Source organism: Runella salmonicolor, from assembly GCF_024158025.1.
GTDB classification, from domain to species: domain Bacteria; phylum Bacteroidota; class Bacteroidia; order Cytophagales; family Spirosomataceae; genus Runella; species Runella salmonicolor.
Genome location: NZ_JAMZEL010000006.1, coordinates 22322 through 43860 on the forward strand (window position 1 = coordinate 22322; position 21539 = coordinate 43860).

The window sequence follows — 21539 nt, forward strand, 5'->3', positions numbered from 1 at the left end:
AACTTTGCTTCTTAGCGCCTTGGCGTGAAACAATGCATTACCGCAACAACACCAACTTACCGGTCGTTTTCACGCCTTCGCCCAAAGTAAGTTCTTTGCCGTCTTTTTTGACTGTAACTCGGTAAACATAAGTGCCCATCGCCAATCCTGCGGTGGTATTCCAAATCCATTCGTTGGCTCCTACGCGAGGTGTAAGACTTACCTCTTTGACAATCCGGCCTGCTATATCAGCAACGACAATGGTGGCTTCGGTAGGAGCTTCTTTGCCTGAAATGGTAAATGCAAAACGTAGAAAATCTTGAAAAGGATTTGGGTTGGCCTCAACGCTTATAATCCTTTGTTCATTAATAACCCTAAAGGTAATTTGATACAGGTCTGTACGGTTGTTGGTGGCATCAGCTCCCTGTACTTGCAACGTGTACAGTCCGTCGGGAAGCGTGCCGGGGCGGTATTCGATACGTACTACATTTTGGTTGTCGGCAGGGGTGAATCTAAGGGCAGGATTTGTAAAACTGATGCGCTGGAAGGTACTTTGACCTGGGCGCTGGAGAGACAAATCAATGCCAACCGTGTCGCGCTTAAACAGAAACTTATTTTCGTCTTTAAGCTGCACCACAATCAGGGGATTGGCCGAAATCACTTCTCCGTCCTTGATGCGCTGGTCGTCGAAGGCCACATCCAGTACAGGCGCCAATCGGTCTGCAATTACGGTGTAAGGAAGATTGACGACGTTGTTGGCATAGCTTTGTTCGGGTTGCCGGCGTGGGTTAAAATTGACCAGTAAACGATTATCACCGCCACGGCCCAAGGTCGGGAGCGATACCGTAAAAGAAGTTTCTTGATTGGGGGCGAGTTTAGCTAGTTTTTTTTCGGTGATTTGAGGTGTGCCGCTGGGGCCGAAAATCGTTTGCTGTACCACCACGGAATCTTGAAAAGCCACGTTGGAAACGTTTTTGAAAGCTACATTCACCGTCAATATTTCTCCTTCCTGTCGCTCAATCACGCCGCTGAGATTAGAAGTAGCGCTCCCCTCGGCCACGGGCGTATACGTGACGAGCCAATGGCGAAGCTGGGCGGGAGTAGTAATATTGACTTCAGGATTTGTTAAACGCAACCGTAACCGTAAGAAAGGATAACGGCGAGCGTCGATGGTTTTTAAGTCTAATGACTTATTGGCTGATTGATTGACCAACAAGGGTGTTTCTTTTCCGTTCAAATCCACACCTAACACCGTTAGGGTTGATTGTTGGGTATTGACAATGGATTGTTGGTTGGTAAGAGAGGCCCAACTACTGGCTGGGCCAATGAGTGAGGATGTAATTTGTCCAGTTGATTTGGTGCTTTTTAAGGTAAATCCATCCAAGGTCAGTGTCTTAATGCTAGGCGCTATATCGTTGGGGTCGGTGGACAATTCTAGGGCGGGTTTGTTGGCCCCCTTTTGAAGAATGAGCAGATTTGGGCTACGCAAAATAGTTTCGTTGACACCCAAAGCTTTCAATTTAGCGATTTCGGAGGCGGGCCATTGGTCAAAACGCACAGCACCGACCGACATAAGCACAATCCAATCGCCGTTGGGGACGGCATCAATCCATTTGCTGAACAGTTGATTGTTAATGATTTCGGGCTGACGAAGCGTATTCATGACGTAAGGCGGGTTGCCGCAATTTCGACTTGGCATGACCGAATACGCCTGAAGATTGTCGCGGTGCAGGGCCGTTACGACGATGTTTGCTTCGGCATTGGCTCCTTGAAAGGTGCTACAATTGCTTTGGGCCACAAATAAAATGTCGCTGATAGTGAGCTGATTCACCTGATGCCCCTGATTAAACCCTCCTACCGAACTTCCTGCCACCACCGCCTTTATGGGCACCGCAATGGGAGTGTAGTTCCAGGTGGGTTGTGACGTCAGAGAAAGGTTAATGTCGAGTGGGGTAGCTTTGGTAAACTGTGCGGCTTGCCGCTGAGTCCAGCCTTCGCCTGCGTTTTGGATATAAGTGAAAGAACTTTCACTCCATACGTTGTCGGTTCCAGCGGGGCGGTCGGCGTAGCGGATGCGCCAAAAATAAGTGAGGCTGTCGCGGGAAAGTAACGCTACTTTCCAACTAGGCAGTAGGGGTGCTGTGACATTTTGTGAGCGTTTAAAAGGGCTATCAAAACGAGCGGTGGTGTCGAGTTCAATGGTATAATTTCGGCTGGCGTTGTCGATGTGTTGTGCCAACAACTGTACCGTCGGTATTCCGTTTTCTATCGAAGAAATAATGGCATATTCTGCGGGCATGAGCGGGTACGCACCAGCCACGGGCAGGGCGATTTCGACTGCTGCCATATTATTCGACTTGTTCATTTCGACAAGTGTATTGGTAGGGTCCAACGCCACTTCAAAACGATTGAGTCCATTTTGGTTACGGTCGCTTGGGATGTGAAACAGCAATGTGTCCTGATAAGCCACGGAGGGAAAAGTAGCCTCAAATACTTGCACGGCTCCGTCGCGGGTAGTACGGGTGAGGCGCACGGGAAGTTTTTCGTTGCGGTAAAGTCCCAAATTTGAAACCACCACCCGTACTTCCAATGAATCGCTCAAAGGCCCAATTGCGCTTCCGTTTTTACCTTTTACGCTGATTCCCTGACTTATTACGGCATAATCGGGTTGTTTGGTTGGAAACAATACTATGGCGGGGTCGCCTTGCAAGGTCATTTGTTGCGCATCTGCCTGATAAATAGGGTCATTGGGGAGTTTGGCTAATGTTTTGCGCATGATTTGTTGGTGCACTTCCCCAAACGGACGGCTCAGATTGGTGCTGTCGCCGAGAAGGGTTTCGTAAAAAGTGCTGGCAAAGTCACGGAGCGAGTGAACAAAGGCATAGTTGGAATGGGCCAAAAATAGAATGGCGCCTCGGTCTTTGGCACCTACCCAATCAATGGGAAAAGTATTGGAACCGAAGGTGAAATTACCCAATACACAGCCATTGGCATAGACCAACGGATAGCGTCCTTTGTTGCGAAATCCTAAGACATCATCCGAAACATGCCCAATGTTGATATCAGTTACCTGCAAACTAGAATGGCCAAAAAGCGTAATGATGCCTGCCCCTTCATTGACTTCATTGGCGATACCAACGTACTCAACTGCTTCGTCTGTTTTTTTGGTGATGGTCGTGACGCGTGCGCCTAAATATTGGCGTTGGGCTTTTTGTTTAAAGCTATTCATGATTTGCAAAAACTGACCTTGCTCAAACAACGTAGTACCGCCGCTGAGGTGAAGTACATTTTTACGCCAGAGAGCGTTCATGGGCGTAGCTTCATGTTCCCGTATTTTTTCCAGATAATTCAGTACGGTTTGCGGGCTGTCGGTCCAAAGTCGCCCCGTGGGAATGGCGGCAAGGAGTTGGGGTTGCCCTTTGAGTCCGTGCGAAAAAAGATTATCTGAACCCGGCCACCCAAACGTCGGCACCATATCTGTTTGGTGGCGGGTAGGTCGTGTTCGGTTAAAATCGACCTGCTCGGTGCGGCCAATAATGAATAAAAAGCGAGGATTGCCTTTGTCGGCCATAAACTGAATAAAACGGCGAATAGCCAACGGACTGAATTCGCCGTAGTTAAATTGATTCACTAAGAAATCCGTATCCACGGTCAGGGTGTCATAACGCCCACCTGCGGTGGATGACCGATAGCTACCGAATTGCTTGGCTGCACTTGCCAGATTGCGATGCGTGACGATGAGATAATTGGCTTTGGTAGCGTCTATATTCCGAAAACCAACGCGTTGAATACTTGGTACGGAGAGAACCGTGCGCGTAGCAAAAAGTGTTTTGGCGGTGTTTGTCCCGCGAACAACGGCCTTTAGGGTAGCATTCTCAAGCGTGGTGCCGATGCGAGTGATGTTCTTTTTATCCGTGATGTCAAACAAACGAACGTCGTTTGCAGAGTTGGGGATTTCAAGGTAAGATTTGCCAACGGTACTTGGGTTAAGGTAAAAATATTTCTGGGTTTTATTCTGTAAATCAAAACGTTGTGGATAGCGTAAGCGGTAATACGTGATGCTGTATACATCTTCTGCTTGCTCAGGAAAAGTGCCGCGTGAAGTGGTAGAAATAGAAATTCGGTTGCTGTCGAGCGATACATCCGAAAACGCAATTTCTCTTTGCACCAAGAGTGCATTTTGGTGGTTAAACCGTACGGTATCCACCAACCGATTGGCTACGGGGCTGCTTCCCACCTTAATTTCCACAAAATGCAGGCGATGGTCGCGCCCCATCAAATGAAGTTCGAGTTGGGGTTTAAAATTGGTACGAACGGGGTTTTCTAGTTGAATTCGTTTGGAAACGACCGCGTTTTTGTAAAGTTCAGGCCCTGACCAACCTTCACCAAAGTCATAATACGAATGTTGAGCGCCCTGCGATGTCCCCAACGGGTACATCAGCCCTTCCGACATACCTACGTAGTTGTAGCTTGCAATGTTAGAAATCAACAAATCTTCGCGGTGAAATGCCTCGGGCGATAGGTTAGACGTATTCTGTTCCTGATACGAAGCCATGCGCTTTCCGGGCTGCCCATCCAAACGCCATGTGATAAAATAAGCCGTAGTGTCGGTGTACAAATTATAGATTTTGTGGGGTTGGGCACTGTGCGGAATGTACAGCAAAGAGTCTTGGGTGCCGTCGTTTCCTTCTCCGTAAAACTCCAGATAATCAGCTTCATCCCATTTTCCATCGGCCTCTCCCTGTATCCAAATAGCCTGCTCTTCACCCCGGAAAAACAGCTGCAGCGAAATTGGATTGGTTGTTCCTACTGGAAACCCCGCTTGGCGTAATTCGGCCGTTGAGATTTTATAAATCCCTTTTTGAGCGACTGGAATCTTAAAATACGTTTGCTGATAATTAATCCATTCGTTGCCATAGGTGATTTGGGCGTGGGTGGATAAAACGAAATGGGTGAAAAAGAATACGCTGATAACAGCCGCTAACCTAACTCGCATCTGATTGTATGTTACGGATTTACCTATGCCGGTAGAAACGGATGCAATTTACTCCGGAAATAGTAAAAATCCTGTAAGTGGAGAGGAGGATTTTAGAGATGTTAACGAAAGGGATGGGTTGTATTGAGTTGATAATGAACAATCAAGCTCTAAAAAGAGAGATTTGGCCGAAATGCTTTATCATCTCTTTGGGTAATTTTAAAAAGCTTTTACAAAATTTTTGTAAACTATATTAGACAAGAAAACTAACTGATTCTTAAAAACAAAAGAGTTTGTTTTAAGAATATTTTTGGTATAAATATTGGCAATTATTTTTTTAGGGATAAAAATATTCATTTTGATTGCAGGTTAAGGGTTAATAATATTCCGAATTACTAAGAAAGGTATTTGTAATGGTATCTTAATGGATAACATAAGTATAAAATGTGTAAAATAAATGAACTAAAATGTTATAAATAGTACGATACGGTATTTGACATTTAATCTCTGAAATTAGGTTCAATAATCACTTGGTTGTTGGGCCTTTTAAAGGTAGATAGAAAACAGGCTTAGTTTATGGAAAGAGCTTTTTTAAAATGTCTTATTTGCTATTTAGAATATATCTAATGTTGCTAGATTTGCTTTGTATATATTGTTAAAACGACTATTTTGACAAAAAACAACGCTTTATTTGCCATAACTAGGGTTTGTATTAAGTTAGATTTTTGCTTGCCGAAATTTGCTTTTACGTTATTTGTAAATAGCAATAAAAAGTTTTTATTTTTTTTATTGTTATTTAAGTTATCCTTATTAAGGATTTTTACTAAAATTGTGATAGGCATTTTTTGTAATAAATACCAAGACTATTAATTACTGTTTTTTTCACCTACCACAATTAGATTTTTGAGTGTATAACCTGTAATATGTACGTTCCAATGAGAAAGGCTCTATTTTTTTTATGTTTTTTTATCCCATTTGCCCTAATGGTAAATGCGCAATTGGTATATATTCCATCGGTTCCAGAAAAAGTAACTTTTGCGGATATAAATATTAATTTTGATGATAATGCACGAGCATTAATACAAAAACAAATCAAAGAAATAATCGGGAAGAGACAGAGTTGGAATAAAACGCTTGAACAAATTGCGGTTTACAAGCCTATAATTGAAAATGTACTACTTGAGGAAGAGTTGCCCGTAGAATTTATATACCTAGCAATTCATCAAAGTAAATTGCTGTTTCATACTAATATGAAAACGACTACGGCGGGGCCTTGGCAGTTGACGGCTAAAATTGCCATGGACCATGGTCTTAGTATTAATAATCAGATTGATGAAAGAATGAATGTGGTCAGTTCTACGTACGCAACAGCCGCCTATTTAAAAGAAATAAATAATGTCTTTGATAATTGGCTTTCAACACTATTTTATTTTTATGTAGGCAATGGTCAAATAAATAAATTTGACCTGCCAGATTGGACAGATAAAAAAAATATATACCTAAATGATGAAACAAACCCCTATATTCTTGCCTTTTTTGCCTGTAAAATTGCGGTAGATTATTCGCTTATTTCTTATGAAAATTCTACGAATTTAACTTTATTAGAATACCCAAATTGTGGAGGGAAAAATTTAAAGGATATTGCGAGAGAATTTGGTGTTGAAGAAAAATCTTTACGCGACTTTAACAGTTGGATACTGGGTGATTATATTCCGATTGAAAAAGCATATTCAGTAGTGATACCTGCTTTACCATCTCAAATTTATAGTATCAAGAGCAAAATTGAACAGGACGTTCAATTAAACCCTGAAAACGGCGATTTAGGGTTTCCAGTCATTAAAAAATATGGAAATTCAAACGGAATTGCCCCCGTGCGGTGGGAGATTAATGGATTGCCAGGCATTAGAGCCTATGCTGGTGATACGCCCACTTCTTTGGCCCGTAAAGCAGGTATAGATTTGGAAGATTTTCTTGAGTATAATGAGCTGAAAGTGACAGACCCCGTTTTGTCAAAGCAGGTGTATTATTTAGCATCAAAACATAAAAAAGCCGCTGTGCCTTTTCATATCGTCAGTGAAGATGAGACAATACATAGCATAGCGCGAAAATACGGTATACGAATGAAGAATATTTTGGTTTATAACCGAATGGCTGCCCCCCAAAAACTTCAAACTGGCCGTGTGCTGTGGCTAAGAGAAAAACGCCCTAAGGATTTTCCCATCGAGATTGTCAGTTTGCCCTCAATAAATGCAAAAAGTATTCCCCTTGAAAAAACTCCTGCGTTGTTTGAAAATAAAAACCAGGAAATACAGCCCGCCGATATCGTCCAAGTAAAGTTAAACGAACGCAAATTTGAAGCTGATAGTGAGCAAGTTTTGGAAGATAGCAAAGGGGTACTACCCAAAGCGCAGACCAGCACAAGAGAAGAAATTGTACCTGAGACAGAAACAAATAGAGTCGGTGCGCAGATGACTAAATCGAGAACTGTGCATCATCCAAACCTAATCGCTGATGATAAGCACACTTACGATTTGGTTATACCAGATGTAGGAAGTAAAGACGCTAATGTTCCCTCAGATGAATCTGGCTCCGAAATGAGTGCAGAAGAATTAGATTCGGAAGCGTATTTTGACAATTCAAGCAGAATTACACACATCGTAAAGAAAGGGCAAACTTTGTTCAGTATTGCTCAAATTTATGGCATAACGGTAAAAGATTTATTGTTTTATAATAATCTAAAAACTTCGAATCGTTTGGTGGTTGGACAGCCGCTTGTCCTTTATTTAGACACTCAACAAAATATTAATAATGCGGACAAACAACCCATCAAGGCTAAAAAAGAGGAAATTAATGTGCAGCCTTCTGCTTTTACTTGGTATCATGAAGTAAAGAATGGGGAGACTATGTACCGGATTTCAGTATTGTATAATGTAAGTATTAAACAAATTCAGGAATGGAACAACTTGGTTGATACTGTTATTAGAGTTGGACAAAAAATCAAAATTATTAAAAAAGCCTAATTGAATTAATTCAATTGTATATTTCCCCCTCTCCTAAAAGAGAGGGGTTTTTTGTTAGGAATGAGTTAAATTGGCTAAAAAACAAAACGCTTGAGTCATTTTCTTACATTCGTTTCCCGTTTTTATTGCACATTAGTAACTTGAGTATTTCCAAATAAGGTTAGAGTTTAAGGGCATCAGTGGCTTGGTTAAAATAATTTGTTATGCTTGCAGAGTATTTTTTGCAAAAAAAATGTTTGTTTTGTAGTGAATAATTTAAATTGAGAAACAACCTTAAACCATGAACGCATATATTGTAGCCGGATACCGGTCGGCGGTGGGCAAAGCCCCCAAAGGTACTTTCCGTTTTACACGCCCCGATGACCTCGGAGCCGAAGTAATCAAACACATGATGGCACAATTGCCAGCCTTGGACCCTGCTCGCGTAGACGACCTCATCGTAGGCAATGCCGTGCCAGAAGCGGAGCAGGGAATGCAGATTGCCCGCTATATTTCGCTATTGGCCTTGCCCAAAAGCGTGCCAGGTTTTACCATCAACCGTTATTGTGGCTCAGGAGTAGAGGCCATCGCCCTTGCGGCGGCCAAAATCCACGCTGGTTTTGCCGATTGTATTGTGGCGGGTGGGGTAGAGTCTATGTCGATGGTACCTACAACGGGTTGGAAAATGGCGCTTAACTATGAAATCGCCAAAGAACACGCCGACTACTACATTGGTATGGGACTGACGGCGGAGCAGGTAGCCAATCAATTTAAAATCAGTCGAGAAGACCAAGATGCTTTTGCGTTGGCATCGCACCAAAAAGCGCTTGCCGCGCAGGCTGCGGGCAAATTTGATAGTCAGATTGTGCCAATTACCGTCAAAGAGACTTATTTTGACGTCAATAGCGGCAAAAAGAAAAACAAAGAATACGTAGTCACCCAAGATGAAGGGCCTCGTGCAGATACCACCTTGGAAGCACTGGCTCGCTTGAAGCCTGTTTTTGCGGCGGGTGGTAGTGTTACGGCAGGAAATTCGTCCCAAACTTCCGACGGAGCGGCTTTTGTGGTCGTGATGTCAGAAAAGATGGTCAATGAGCTGAACCTCAAACCCGTGGCCCGTATGATGTCGTACGCATCGGCGGGTGTGGAGCCGCGTATTATGGGCATTGGGCCCGTGGCGGCGATTCCTATTGCGCTCAAACAAGCTGGATTGCAGTTAGCCGATATTGACCAAATCGAGTTAAACGAAGCCTTTGCGGCACAATCATTGGCGGTCATTCGGGAGTTGGGCATTGACCCGACCAAGTTAAATCCAAATGGCGGAGCCATTGCGTTGGGGCACGCGTTGGGTTCAACGGGTGCGCGTTTGTCGGTGCAGTTGTTCAATGAAATGCGCCTCCGCAATCAAAAATACGGCATGGTTACGGCCTGCGTGGGCGGTGGACAAGGCGTAGCAGGAATTTATGAATTCCTGAATTAATGTATTCAGCCTTGGAAAGTTTTAGACGGATTATCAATTTCTCGGCCTAAAACTTTCCAAGGCTGACCTTGTGATTGTATTAGTCATTTACCGCAATCACCGAGATTTCTACGTTGACGTCTTTTGGTAAACGTGCCACTTCGACGGTCTCGCGGGCGGGGTACTGATCCGTAAAAAACTGCCCATATACTTCGTTGACCTTGGCGAAGTTGTTCATATCCTTCAAAAAAATGCCCGTCTTAACGACATTGGAGAAGTCGAGTCCTGCCTCATTCAAAATGGCTTTGATGTTGAGCATTACCTGACGAGCTTCGTCTTCAATCGTTCCGTTGACCAACGCGCCCGTGGCAGGGTCCATGGGGATTTGGCCAGAAACATACAGCGTATCTCCAACCATTACAGCTTGGGAATAAGGGCCAATCGGCGCGGGAGCGGCGTTGGTAAAGATTATTTTTTTGGACATGACTTTTGGGTTTGAAATGAAAGACAATAGATGTTAGACGTCCAATTCACGCAAATACATCTGGATGGTATTTTCTAGCCCATAATAAAGGGCGTCGCAGATGAGCGCGTGGCCGATGGAGACTTCGTCCAAATGCGGAATTTGTTCTTTTAAATAACGTAAATTTTCGAGGCTCAAATCGTGGCCTGCATTCAATCCCAGCCGCACTTCCTGCGCTACTTTGGCGGCTTTTACGTAAGGTGCTACGGCTTTTTCGCGATTTTCGGGGTACTCCGTGGCGTATGGCTCGGTGTATAGTTCAACGCGGTCAGCGCCGCAAATTTTGGCCCCTTCTACCATTGCCTCGATAGGGTCTACAAACACAGAAACCCGAATGCCAGCACCTTTAAAAATCTGTACCAAGTCGGTAAGGCGGTCGCGGTGCGTGATGGTATCCCAGCCTGCGTTGGAGGTGATGGCCCCTAGCGCGTCGGGAACGAGCGTCACTTGGGCGGGGCGGGTGGCGAGTACGAGTTCAATGAATTTAAGCTCGGTAGGATTTCCTTCAATGTTGAACTCGGTCGTTACTACTTGTTTCAAATCCAGTACGTCTTGGTAACGAATGTGGCGTTCGTCGGGACGTGGGTGTACCGTAATGCCTTGAGCACCAAATGCTTCGCAATCGAGGGCGGTTTTGACAACGTTGGGATTGTTGCCTCCGCGTGAATTGCGCAGAGTGGCTATTTTGTTGATATTTACGCTGAGGCGAGTCATTTTTGATCGAATATTTTAGTGCCGTTGGGCGTTGAAATGAGGGAGTAAAGCCGTATTTTAAAGTATGCTTATGCCCGTTATTCTAACTTTCAACGCATCATAATGGTTTCAAAAGTATTCGGAAATAGTCTTTTACACAATTTTTGGGACAGAATCTTGTTATTCTCACTTTTTGTCTATATTTCGACAAATTATTACCACGTTAAACACTTTATCAATCTTGAAAGAAACCTATCAAAAATGGTATTCGCCCACGTTGGGCCGGGATATTGAAATGCTCGTGATAGGGCATTGGGGGTATCCCATTCTCCTGTTCCCGACGTCGATGGGCAGGTACTACCAAAACAAAGAGTTTGGGCTAACTGATTCGGTACGAGGGTTTGTTGACGCAGGGAAAATAAAACTGTACCTAATCGACGGAATCGACGAAGATAGTTGGTACGCCAAGCATTTACCGCCGGCGGTCCGGGCGCATAATCATTCCGTCTATGACCGTTTTCTGAACGACGAGCTGGTGCCTTCGATTCGCCGTGAAGCCAATGTGGACAAAATCGCGGTGGCGGGATGTAGCTTTGGGGGCTATCATGCACTCAATTTTGCTTTCAAACACCCCGATAAAGTGGCTTATATGATTAGCATGAGCGGGGCTTTTGACATCCGCAGTTTTGTAGAAGGCCACCACGATGATACCGTTTACTTCAATAATCCCGTTGATTTTATCCACAACGAAGAAGCATGGAAGTTCCATCACATGAAAATTGTGCTAGGGACTTCGGAATGGGATATTTGCCTTGATGCCAATATCCAGATGTCTAATCTTCTGAAAAACAAAGGGATTCCGCACTGGTTGGATATTCGAGGCTGGGACAAACACGATTGGCCACTTTGGAACAGGATGTTTCCCGAATACGTGTCTCAAATGGGGCTATAAATCAGTCTATTTTGCAAATAATTGTCATCTAAAAATCACACTAACCGCGCCGGGGCATCCGGTGATTCATTTATGAAAAAAATAGGAATACTTCATGGAATGGAAAATACATTCCCCCAAGCTTTTGTTGAACGGGTCAACCAATTGGATGGTAAAAATATTATTGCGGAACCGGTACTAATTGATCGGGTAGTACAGGGAGAAGCCACTGACTACGCCGTCATTATCGACCGTATTTCGCAAGACGTGCCTTTTTATCGGGCGTTTCTTAAAAATGCCGCGCTTTGCGGCACCGCGGTTATCAACAACCCGTTTTGGTGGAGCGCCGACGAGAAGTTTTTCAATAATGCTTTGGCCGTGAAACTAGGTGTGCCAGTGCCAAATACGGTATTGATGCCTTCCAAAGAACGTCCGACCGATACTTCAGAAACTTCATTTCGTAACCTGAAAATGCCGATGGCTTGGGGAGAAATGTTTGAATACGTGGGTTTTCCAGCCTACATGAAACCCCACGCGGGCGGAGGGTGGAAAAGCGTCTATAAAATCCATGACATGGAAGATTTGTGGAATAAACACGCCGAAACCGAACAGTTGGTGATGATGCTGCAAAGTGAGGTTACCTTTGAAGATTATTATCGTTGCTATTGTTTGGGTGGTAAATACGTCCACATTATGCCGTATGAGCCGCGCAATCCGCATCATCTTCGCTACGCTACGCAGCCCAAAACCACGGGTGAGGCCCATAAAAAACTCATTGCCACGATTACTGATTATGTATTGCGTCTCAACAAAGCCCTCGGCTATGATTTTAATACCGTAGAATTTGCCGTACATGATGGCATTCCGTACGCCATTGATTTTTGTAATCCTGCACCCGATGCCGATATTCATTCAGTAGGACAGGAAAACTTTGATTGGATTGTAGAAAACGCCGCTAAAATGGCCATCGAAAAAGCAAAAGCGCACAAAGAAGGCAAAACAAACCTTACTTGGGGTAGCTTTGTGCGCACTTCGGCCATGAACTTGCCGATTGCAAATTTGGCCAAGGGCGACGTCGAACCCACCGAAGAGGCTCCCAAAAAAGCTGCGCCCAAAAAGGCAAAAGACGAAGAACCAGCTAAAAAAGCGCCCAAGAAAAAATAAGTTTATTGTTTGCCGTTGGTACGGCGGTGCTAGGCTCATCGGCGTACCAACCGCAAACGGCATCCTGTAAACTCATCTGCTATGCCCCTTTTTACACTCGGAATTGAGGAAGAATTTCAGACAATAGACCCTGAAACCCGTGGGCTGCGCTCCCACATGTCGAAGATTGTAGAGGATGGTAAAATCATTCTTAAAGAGCGCGTTACGGCCGAAATGCACCAGTCGGTCGTGGAAGTAGGAACCAATATTTGTACCAATATTCAGGAGGCGCGTCAGGAGGTGACGTACTTGCGGAAGATGATTATTGATTTGGCAGCGCAGCAAAATCTTAAGATTGCGGCGGCGGGTACGCACCCTTTTTCCGATTGGCAGGACGAGCTGATTACGCCCAATCCGCGCTACGATAAGCTCATCGAAGAAATGCGTGACGTGGCACGCGGCAACTTGATTTTTGGGTTGCACGTTCACATCGGTATTCCTGACCGGGACACGGGGGTCAAACTTATCAATTCATTGACGTACTTTTTGCCGCATATTTATGCACTTTCTACCAATTCGCCTTTTTGGTGCGGACGCAATACGGGTTTTAAATCGTATCGCTCAAAAGTATTTGACAAGTTTCCCCGAACAGGTATTCCCGAATATTTTGAAACGGCGCACGATTACGACGACTACGTAAACCTACTCGTTAAAACGGGGTGCATCGACAACGGCAAAAAGATTTGGTGGGACCTGCGCCTGCATCCTTTCTATAATACCATCGAATACCGCGTCTGCGATATTCCGATGCGGGCCGATGAAACCATCTGTTTGGCGGCGCTCATGCAGGCGTTGGTGGTGAAGATTTATAAGTTGATGAGCAAAAACCTCAACTTTCAGCATTACCGAAAAATCCTTATCAACGAAAACAAGTGGCGGGCGGCTCGGTATGGGATTCACGGCAAACTCATTGATTTTGGCCGCAAAGAAGAAGTTCCTTATTATAACTTGGCACAAGAGCTGCTTGAGTTTGTGGATGACGTGGTCGACGACCTTGGTAGTCGCAAAGAGGTAGAATACATTCACAAAATTCTGGAAATGGGCACTGGAGCCGACCGTCAGTTGGCGGTATGGGAAGCCACGCAGGATTTTACCCGGGTGGTGGATTACATTGTGCAAGAAACTGCCTATGGATTGTAAGGAAGGAATTGGCCTTCAGAATGAGAGAATAAAAAGTTTTCGGCCATTCGGGTTCTTTTTAAAAAGGAGCCGAATGGCCGAAATAATTATAAGCTGGTCAAAAAGGCCATCGTATCTACTCCATCGGCGTAGTCATACAAAGACGGTTTTTGAGCTTCCCCCAATGGAAGACTTGACGGAAAGTGGCCTTCTTTGGACACAATGCACTGGATTTTTTCGGAATGAGCTTCCAACTTTGATTTTAGGTCGTTGGCATCGGTGTAGTATTCAAAAAACAGTACCGAGATAGGCGAAACCAACGAGTCGGTTTCCCGGATCATCAAAAAACCATTGTCGAGGTGCGGCTCCCGGTTGACGAGATACACCGATTTGTTGTATTCATAATTATTGAAATACTTATGATGGTTTCTAAAAAAGTCGAGTTGCGGCTCGATGGCTTCATAGAATTTAGAAAAATCATAGCCTGTGGGAACAAAGATTTTGGAGACATTGCGGCAGCCGAGGCCAAAATAGCAGTAAACATCTCTTCCCAATCCCATCAATTCTTCGTTTGTTTCTTCGCCCGTCAAAATTCCGACCGATGTACGGTTGCGACGAATAAGGTGCGGTTTCTTGGAAAAATAGTATTCAAAATAGCGGGCGGTGTTGTCGCTGCCCGTGGCAATGTAGGCATCAGCGGCGTTTAAACGTTCGGCAAGGGTGATGCGTTGAGCCAAGGCGGGCGCTATTTCAGTCAATTTTTCAATCAAAAACAGCATCAAGACACGGTCGTCGGTGCTGAGTTTGGCCATAAGGTGATGACCGCTGAGGAGTACGCTCAGTAAATCATGAAAACCCACGGCGGGAATATTTCCAGCCATGACCACCCCGATTTTTTTTGGGATAAAATCGGGGTGCCCTGACTGTAATTGATAGGTACTGAGCCAAGTTCGAAGTTTTTCTTCGTTGAGGTATTCTTCTCCGATGGCCTTCAGTGCATGGGTGACAAAGTCAGGAATGAACCAATGATTTTGTGAATATGCCTTAAAGACAACGTCTTCTATGGCGTTGGAGGTGAGGATTTTGCCCAGCTCAACAAAGGGTGCTATGTGTTCGGTGCTATTATTCATTGAAATATTTATGGGAAAAGTACAAAAAATCAAAGAATTATGATTTTTATGACCCAACCGAAACTTTAAATAATTAAATTTGTTTTTTGATTACAAGTGCAAATATCCCAAAACTAAACGATACAGTGCAATTATGGCAATCATGATTACTGACGAATGCATCAACTGCGGTGCATGCGAGCCGGAATGTCCGAATACTGCAATATACGAAGGTGGCGTAGAATGGACATACGCAGGTGGTACTCATTTGGAAGAAGTTGACTATGGTGATGGTACCGTTGTGGACGCCAAAGTAAAACAAGCACCCATTTCAAACGAATTTTACTACATTGTTACTGATAAGTGTACTGAATGTATGGGTTTTCATGAGGAGCCGCAATGCGCCGCTGTTTGTCCCGTAGATTGTTGTGTGGCCGATCCAGAAAATGTAGAAGATGAAGAAACATTGCTTGCCAAGAAAGCGTGGATGCACGGTGAATAACCCAATGTCTTTTAAATAAGAGGAAAGTTCCTTCAATCTAAGCCCCTGAGATTTCTCAGGGGCTTTTTTTGTGCGCTTTATGCCGATTTTGATTTAATATTTTAAGGATGTTTTGTATGGCCAAGTTGAAATAAAATATAATTATTCAAATGTTTTGTTTACATATTGTTGAAGTGGTGGGCAAATAATATTTTGAGATTATTTAATAATGCAGAATAAAACTAAAAGTTGTATTTTTTTAATATTAAATTAAATTTATCAATAATATTAAGTATAAAACTACGGAAATATTAAATTTTTATGAAAAATTACTTAAAAAACGAACCAAAAATTTGGATTTTTATAAAAATAAGTCAAAGTTTGTATCGGAAAACAAAACCACTCAATACCCACCTTAAACAAAATAATATTATGAAAAAATTTAATTTACTTGTTTTATGTTTGTTTGCGACCTTTTTGGCTTTTCCTAAGGGAAATGCAGGTGGAAAAACAGATGGTAAGAAAGAAGAAAGTAAATCAGAAGCTAAAGTAGAAACCAAAACAGAAGGAGAAGAAGAGAAAAAAGGCACTTTTACTTTTTCGGGTTATATTGATTCCTACTACATTGGCAATTTCAACAAGCCAGCTTCACGTTCAAACTTGGGTGCTTATTATGCCCGGGCATTTGATCAAAAATCAGGACAGTTCTCTTTGGGTTTGGTGCAAACCAAAATGCAGTATAGCAATGATAAGTCGGATGTGGTGGTAGATTTGGCATTCGGACCAAACGCCGACCTCGGAAACTACGGTAACGTACTGGGTGCGTTGGGCAGCAACACAAACACGGCTTTAGCCATTAAGCAAGCTTACTTTAACTGGAAAGCTTCAAGCAAATTTACGCTCACGGCGGGTCAGTTTGGTACCCACATCGGTTATGAAGTAATTGATGCGCCCGTTAACTTCAACTATTCATTGTCAAATCTTTTCAATAACGGTCCATTCTACCACATTGGAGTAAAAGCTAACTATGCTTTTTCTGATAAAGTATCGTTGATGTTGGGTCTTGTCAACAACGTTGACAATTTGAATGATAACAACCGCAAAAAAGGCCTTATCTCTCAATTGTTTATCAATCCTGCTAAAGGCTGGAACGTATACCTTAACTTCATCAACAGCAACGAAGCCAGCCCTGATGACAACGGCAACACTCCTGATGCGCACTACAGAGTGTTGGATTTGACCACTTCTTATCAGGCTACTGACAAGCTCTTGGTTGGATTGAACGCTGCTTATGGTTCACAAAAAGGTGATTATCAAGGCGCAGGTGGCCCAACTACAGCGCAAACATGGGGCGGTGCTGCGGGTTACTTCAACGTTGCGGCCAGCGATATATTCAGTATCGGAGCGCGTTATGAGTATTTTGACAACAGCAGCGGTGTTCGTGCCCTGCTTAACAAAAAAGGAGAAGGTACTTCCGTAAATTCATTGACTTTGACCGGTAACTTCACTTTGGCCGATGGTCACTTGCTCATCAAACCTGAGTTCCGTTTGGATGCTTACAAGAAGGTGAGCGGCACTAGCGAAGCAAAAAATCAGCAATTTGAGGATGAAAACGGTGATTTTACCAAGAGTTCACAATCAACCCTTGGATTGGCTTTCATCTATAAGTTTTAGTACACTCGGTAAATCGTAACAGGTAGTCAGTATAGATTGTCGGTCAATCTGCTGACTACCCGCTACCAATTCCTACTTAATAAAACGTACAACCAAAACCAGTCAAGTAACTTTATGAAAAAGTACATCCCACTCGTAATTTTGTTGGGCGTGAGCCTTTTGGGGATTCTGATGCCTGCCATCCCTACCCAAATTGTGACCGAAGGTCTCAACTCAGGTGACATCGCCTGGATGCTCGTTGCTACGGCATTCGTTCTCCTAATGACTCCCGGCTTAGCGTATTTCTACGGAGGTATGGTAAACCACAAAAACGTGATTTCGACCATGTTGCAGAGCTTTATTGCCATGGGCGTAATCAGCATTGTTTGGGTAGTTGTTGGTTTTAGCCTTGCATTCGGTGATTCAATCGGAGGTTGGGTTGGAAATCCGCTGACATTCTTTATGTTCAAAGGTGTATTGGATGGCAAGCCTTGGTCACTGGCTCCTACCATTCCATTGGCATTGTTTGCATTTTTCCAGTTGAAATTCGCCGTTATTACTCCTGCGCTCGTTACGGGTTCGTTGGCTGAGCGTATCAAATTCCGTTCTTACATTCTTTTCATGGTGCTTTTCAGCATTTTCGTTTATGCACCTTTGGCGCACTGGACTTGGCACCCTGATGGTTTCCTTTTCAAATTAGGCGTATTAGATTTTGCCGGTGGTACCGTTGTACACATGTCGGCTGGTTGGGCTGCTTTGGCGGGTGCTTTGTACTTGAAGCGTCGTCGGTCACACGTAGAAGCTAATTTCTTACCTCCAGCCAATATTCCTTATGTATTGTTAGGTACAGGTTTGCTTTGGTTCGGATGGTTTGGTTTCAACGCTGGTTCGGCGGTAGGGTCAGGTCCATTGGCCGTTTCAGCCTTGGCTGCTACCAACACCGCTGCGGCTGCTGCTGGTTTGGCTTGGGTTCTTTTTGATACTGCCAAAGGCAAAAAACCTTCCGCTTTAGGATTTTCAATCGGTGCGGTAGTTGGTTTGGTGGCCATTACCCCTGCTTGTGGTTTCGTAACCATTCCTCAGTCTATCTTTATCGGAGCTATTTCTTCAATGGTATCAAACTATTTGGCTCACCTTCGTACCAAAACTACCTTGGATGACACGCTTGACGTATTCCCTTGCCACGGTGTAGGCGGTATGATGGGTATGTTGATGACAGGTATCTTTGCTTCTAAGGGTGTAAACTCGGCCGTTGTTGATGAAGGTTTGGCGTATGGCACGTTTACGTTGTTCAAAAACCACTTGATTGCTTTGGTATTGGTTTCCGTCTTTGCGTTCGTGATGTCATACATTATCCTGAAAGTAACTGACCTTATTGAGCCGCTTCGCGTATCTGAAGAAGACGAAAAAGTTGGTTTGGATATCAGCCAGCACGATGAGTTTTTAGTTGAAGCTTAGTAATTCTCGCGGTTCATATCATCTAAATAATGACAATGAACTAGGGATGAATAAATATACCAACAAGACCACAGAGGGTTAGCCCTATTGACTGTGGTTTTGTTGTACTCGTTGAAGCTATCGGCTCTGCTGGTAGCTTCATTTTTTTTTGTTCTTTTGCCTAAAAGGTGTATTTTGATTCTTATCAGTTGTTTTTGAAATAACTCCTACTTTTTGGCACGAAAACAATCTAATACCGCAAAAATGCTCCAATACCTATTTTTTATCCTTAAACTTTCCTATACGCTTTTTAGCCATTCCTAAAAGTTTCATTCCTTTTTATTTCTTCTGAATCGGCCGAGATATTGATATTAGAGAACATAACAACGAACCTAAATTTTGGTGTCGTTCTTAAATAATCTCTTAAACAAATTCAATTATCTATGGTCACGTTTTACAAAAACTCGCGCTTTGTTGTCATGCTGGCAGGACTGCTGCTAGCCTTTACAACCGTGTTTGCCCAACAGCAAACCCTCGAAAACAACCAAATTTGTATGGACCCCATCGCTGGTCGTGGGGCGTTTATCAATGCCGTGAATACTGGCTTGTGCGTTGGCTGTACTGCTGCAAGCGGTGCCAACATCATTGATGGCAACTTAACCAACTTTGCTACGTTAACCACGGGAATCAGCTTGCTAGGCTCTGGTTCGGCCGTTTCGGTAAAAGATTCTCTCCAGTATTATCCCGCTGGCAACACCGTTGGTTTTGTGGTGGGAAGTGGCAGTACCCTTTTGGACGTAAACCTCCTCAACAACATCCAAATCAGAACCTACCGCAACGGAACCCTTGTGCAAACGGCCACGTTCAACAGCGGTGCGGGACTTTTGAAGGCAACGGCCTTTGGAGGAACTACGGGTAAGCAAATCCTGAGCTTCACTACAACGGGCGATTTTGACGAAGTACAACTTTTTGCGGCAAGTGGTCTCTTAGGTTTGCTTTCTTCTTTGGATGTATACTACGCATTTGAAGGTCCTGCTTCTTGTCCACTAGACTGTGTCAATGCCTTGGTAGGTGCTGATGCTTCGGGGGTTACTACAGGTTCTACAACGACTGGTCTAGGAGTATGTCTTGGGGGGGGGGTATCCAATCCTAACAACGCAATTGATGCTGATTCGACAAATGCGGCCCAGATAAGTCTGGTAGCTGGGATTAACTGTGCACGTTATTTGCAGGTTGCCTTGGCTAATACAGTCAGTCCTACTCCTGGTGATGTATACGCAGGTTTTGTGGTACAACAGGGTTCGGGTCTTTTGGATGTCAATGTACTGGGTAATATTACCATCACTACTTATTTGGGTAGTAACACAACTCCACTTCAGACAATCTCAGGAGGCTCTTTGCTTACGGCTTCATTATTGGGCGGTACGCGTGTACAACTTGGGTTCAAAGTAACGCAGCCCTTTGATAAAATCAGAATTTCAGGTGGTGGCTTATTATCAGTAGCTTATGACCTAAATGTCTACTATGCTTTTGTGAAAACAGACAGCGATGCCGATGGTATGTTGGATTGTATGGACAAATGTTCTGGAAATGACTTGTTGGACACCGACGGCGACGGTATTCCTAACTTCTGCGATGAAAATATGGCTGACTTGAACGTGTTAAAAACCGTAAACAACGACAGCGTAGCCGCAGGTACCGATGTTACATTTACCGTAACGGTAAACCGCCAAGCGGATGCAACGGGATTTGAAGCCCCTACTGGTTTAAAAATCAAAGATTTACTTCCAGTGGGCCTTACCTACGTAAGCCATACGGCTCCAACGGGAACTTTCTATGACCCAATCACTGGAATTTGGAATGTGGGTAGTGCGTTGAGCGGAGCTACGACGAGCCTTGCCCTGAGCATTACGGCGAGTGCGGATTCTAGCGGTGTTTTATCAAATATTGCAGAAGTGCTTTCCGTCAATGAAGGTGACCCGGATTCAACCCCAGGCAACGGTACTGCTGGGGCGGGAGATGACGACATTGCGAGTGCTTGCGTATCTGTACCCGTCTTTTTGTGCCCTGGTTCATCCATTTCATTGTCGGCGCCATCAGGTTCTACTGCTTATCAGTGGTATCGTAATGGTACATTGATTCCTGGAGCTACTGATTCTACTTATGTTGTTACGGAGTCTGGAAGTTATACTTTCACGAGCTCGTCGGTGGGTGTCTGTGTTTCGGGTAACTGTTGCCCAGTGGTTGTTATTTACAGAACATTGGTGGCCAATGCAGGGGCAGATCCCGCTCCAGTTTGCGAAGGTACCACAGTTGAGTTGACTGGAAGCGGCGCTGGCGTAGGAGGAACTTACCTTTGGAGCACAGGAGCCACTACGGCTACTATCTCAGTGACACCAACGACTACTACCACTTACTACCTGACCGTTACTTCGGTAGATGGATGTGTTGATACCGATACCGTAGTAGTGACTGTAAATCCAAAACCTTTGCTTGGCTCAGTAATCGCATTGTGTAACAACGCAGGTACAACCGACAATCCAACTGACGATACCTTCACCTTTACGCTGAACCCTGAAGGTGGTAGCAACACAACGTATACTGTTAGCGGCGCTGTAACAGCTGGTCCGTTCAACTACGGAACGCCTCAAGTTTTCGGGCCTTTCCTTGCTAGCTCAGGCAACAAAGTAATTACCATTACGGATGCAAATACATGCTCGACAACCATAACGGTGGTAGCTCCAGTAGGTGGCTGTTCAAACTGTCCTCCAACGCCTGTCTGCGTACCTGTAACGGTGAAAAAGCTTCAATAGCTTAAAGAAGCTGTTTGATACAACAACAACAGCACTATTTAATTTCTAAGTATAAAATAGCCTTCTATCCCAAGAAGGCTATTTTTTTTATACCAATAAAATTATTTTATTTGTAATATAATCCATAAAGTAGTATATGCTCGTATATATTGTCGAGCATTGTTT

General features: G+C 44.0%; 13 protein-coding genes. 9 read left to right on the plus strand and 4 right to left on the minus strand.

The window, feature by feature from the left end; translation table 11 throughout:
* Nucleotides 1–37 precede the first annotated feature (37 nt).
* On the minus strand, nucleotides 38–4975 hold the full coding sequence (gene porU2 / locus NCI00_RS15425) for a putative type IX secretion system sortase PorU2 (protein ID WP_253528971.1): 4938 nt from the start codon (nucleotides 4973–4975) through the stop codon (nucleotides 38–40).
* Between the two features lie 914 nt (nucleotides 4976–5889).
* Here porU2 and NCI00_RS15430 point away from each other — a divergent pair.
* Together NCI00_RS15430 and NCI00_RS15435 are read left to right on the plus strand one after the other, a co-directional pair.
* Nucleotides 5890–7974: a LysM peptidoglycan-binding domain-containing protein gene (locus NCI00_RS15430; protein WP_253528973.1), complete on the plus strand. Its 2085-nt coding sequence runs from the start codon at nucleotides 5890–5892 to the stop codon at nucleotides 7972–7974.
* A gap of 280 nt (nucleotides 7975–8254) precedes the next feature.
* Nucleotides 8255–9433, plus strand: coding sequence for an acetyl-CoA C-acyltransferase (locus NCI00_RS15435; protein ID WP_166560163.1), 1179 nt, complete (start codon nucleotides 8255–8257; stop codon nucleotides 9431–9433).
* Nucleotides 9434–9512: 79 nt separating this feature from the next.
* On the opposite strand, the gene NCI00_RS15440 is transcribed toward NCI00_RS15435, so the two are convergent.
* Together NCI00_RS15440 and NCI00_RS15445 are read right to left on the minus strand one after the other, a co-directional pair.
* Nucleotides 9513–9896: a RidA family protein gene (locus tag NCI00_RS15440; RefSeq protein WP_253528975.1), complete on the minus strand. Its 384-nt coding sequence runs from the start codon at nucleotides 9894–9896 to the stop codon at nucleotides 9513–9515.
* A 33-nt stretch (nucleotides 9897–9929) separates the two neighbouring features.
* Nucleotides 9930–10649 (minus strand): pyridoxine 5'-phosphate synthase, encoded by a 720-nt coding sequence (locus tag NCI00_RS15445; RefSeq protein WP_253528977.1) that lies wholly within the window; start codon nucleotides 10647–10649, stop codon nucleotides 9930–9932.
* A 220-nt stretch (nucleotides 10650–10869) separates the two neighbouring features.
* Here NCI00_RS15445 and NCI00_RS15450 point away from each other — a divergent pair, with 220 nt between their 5' ends.
* The 3 genes from NCI00_RS15450 to NCI00_RS15460 all read left to right on the plus strand — a co-directional run bounded on the left by NCI00_RS15450 (nucleotide 10870) and on the right by NCI00_RS15460 (nucleotide 13902).
* Nucleotides 10870–11580 carry an esterase family protein gene (locus NCI00_RS15450; protein WP_253528979.1) on the plus strand — a complete coding sequence of 237 codons (711 nt, stop codon included), beginning with the start codon at nucleotides 10870–10872 and terminating at the stop codon, nucleotides 11578–11580.
* A 72-nt stretch (nucleotides 11581–11652) separates the two neighbouring features.
* A complete protein-coding gene (locus NCI00_RS15455) occupies nucleotides 11653–12723 on the plus strand; it encodes an ATP-grasp domain-containing protein (protein ID WP_253528980.1) in 1071 nt (356 codons plus the stop codon).
* Nucleotides 12724–12804: 81 nt separating this feature from the next.
* Nucleotides 12805–13902 (plus strand): carboxylate-amine ligase, encoded by a 1098-nt coding sequence (locus tag NCI00_RS15460; protein ID WP_114069089.1) that lies wholly within the window; start codon nucleotides 12805–12807, stop codon nucleotides 13900–13902.
* Nucleotides 13903–13988: 86 nt separating this feature from the next.
* On the opposite strand, the gene NCI00_RS15465 is transcribed toward NCI00_RS15460, so the two are convergent.
* The gene (locus NCI00_RS15465) at nucleotides 13989–15011 is read right to left on the minus strand and encodes an acyl-CoA reductase (protein WP_253528982.1); all 1023 of its coding nucleotides are present in this window, start codon (nucleotides 15009–15011) and stop codon (nucleotides 13989–13991) included.
* Between the two features lie 133 nt (nucleotides 15012–15144).
* On the opposite strand from NCI00_RS15465, the gene NCI00_RS15470 reads away from it, so the two are divergent.
* From NCI00_RS15470 to NCI00_RS15485, 4 genes are all read left to right on the plus strand, one after another.
* Nucleotides 15145–15492 carry a 4Fe-4S binding protein gene (locus tag NCI00_RS15470; protein WP_166560157.1) on the plus strand — a complete coding sequence of 116 codons (348 nt, stop codon included), beginning with the start codon at nucleotides 15145–15147 and terminating at the stop codon, nucleotides 15490–15492.
* Between the two features lie 411 nt (nucleotides 15493–15903).
* The gene (locus NCI00_RS15475; RefSeq protein ID WP_253528985.1) at nucleotides 15904–17145 is read left to right on the plus strand and encodes a porin; all 1242 of its coding nucleotides are present in this window, start codon (nucleotides 15904–15906) and stop codon (nucleotides 17143–17145) included.
* Between the two features lie 114 nt (nucleotides 17146–17259).
* Entirely contained in the window at nucleotides 17260–18582 is a 1323-nt protein-coding gene (locus tag NCI00_RS15480) for an ammonium transporter (protein WP_114461303.1), read from the plus strand.
* A gap of 422 nt (nucleotides 18583–19004) precedes the next feature.
* Nucleotides 19005–21374: a DUF11 domain-containing protein gene (locus NCI00_RS15485; protein ID WP_253528988.1), complete on the plus strand. Its 2370-nt coding sequence runs from the start codon at nucleotides 19005–19007 to the stop codon at nucleotides 21372–21374.
* Nucleotides 21375–21539 lie beyond the last annotated feature (165 nt).

Bases quoted from the DNA above. Each gene is read 5' to 3' on its own strand.
- porU2 (WP_253528971.1), bottom strand. From the start codon at position 4,975: ATGCGAGTTAGGTTAGCGGCTGTTATCAGCGTATTCTTTTTCACCCAT.
- NCI00_RS15430 (WP_253528973.1), top strand. From the start codon at position 5,890: ATGAGAAAGGCTCTATTTTTTTTATGTTTTTTTATCCCATTTGCCCTA.
- NCI00_RS15435 (WP_166560163.1), top strand. From the start codon at position 8,255: ATGAACGCATATATTGTAGCCGGATACCGGTCGGCGGTGGGCAAAGCC.
- NCI00_RS15440 (WP_253528975.1), bottom strand. From the start codon at position 9,896: ATGTCCAAAAAAATAATCTTTACCAACGCCGCTCCCGCGCCGATTGGC.
- NCI00_RS15445 (WP_253528977.1), bottom strand. From the start codon at position 10,649: ATGACTCGCCTCAGCGTAAATATCAACAAAATAGCCACTCTGCGCAAT.
- NCI00_RS15455 (WP_253528980.1), top strand. From the start codon at position 11,653: ATGAAAAAAATAGGAATACTTCATGGAATGGAAAATACATTCCCCCAA.
- NCI00_RS15460 (WP_114069089.1), top strand. From the start codon at position 12,805: ATGCCCCTTTTTACACTCGGAATTGAGGAAGAATTTCAGACAATAGAC.
- NCI00_RS15465 (WP_253528982.1), bottom strand. From the start codon at position 15,011: ATGAATAATAGCACCGAACACATAGCACCCTTTGTTGAGCTGGGCAAA.
- NCI00_RS15470 (WP_166560157.1), top strand. From the start codon at position 15,145: ATGGCAATCATGATTACTGACGAATGCATCAACTGCGGTGCATGCGAG.
- NCI00_RS15475 (WP_253528985.1), top strand. From the start codon at position 15,904: ATGAAAAAATTTAATTTACTTGTTTTATGTTTGTTTGCGACCTTTTTG.
- NCI00_RS15480 (WP_114461303.1), top strand. From the start codon at position 17,260: ATGAAAAAGTACATCCCACTCGTAATTTTGTTGGGCGTGAGCCTTTTG.
- NCI00_RS15485 (WP_253528988.1), top strand. From the start codon at position 19,005: ATGGTCACGTTTTACAAAAACTCGCGCTTTGTTGTCATGCTGGCAGGA.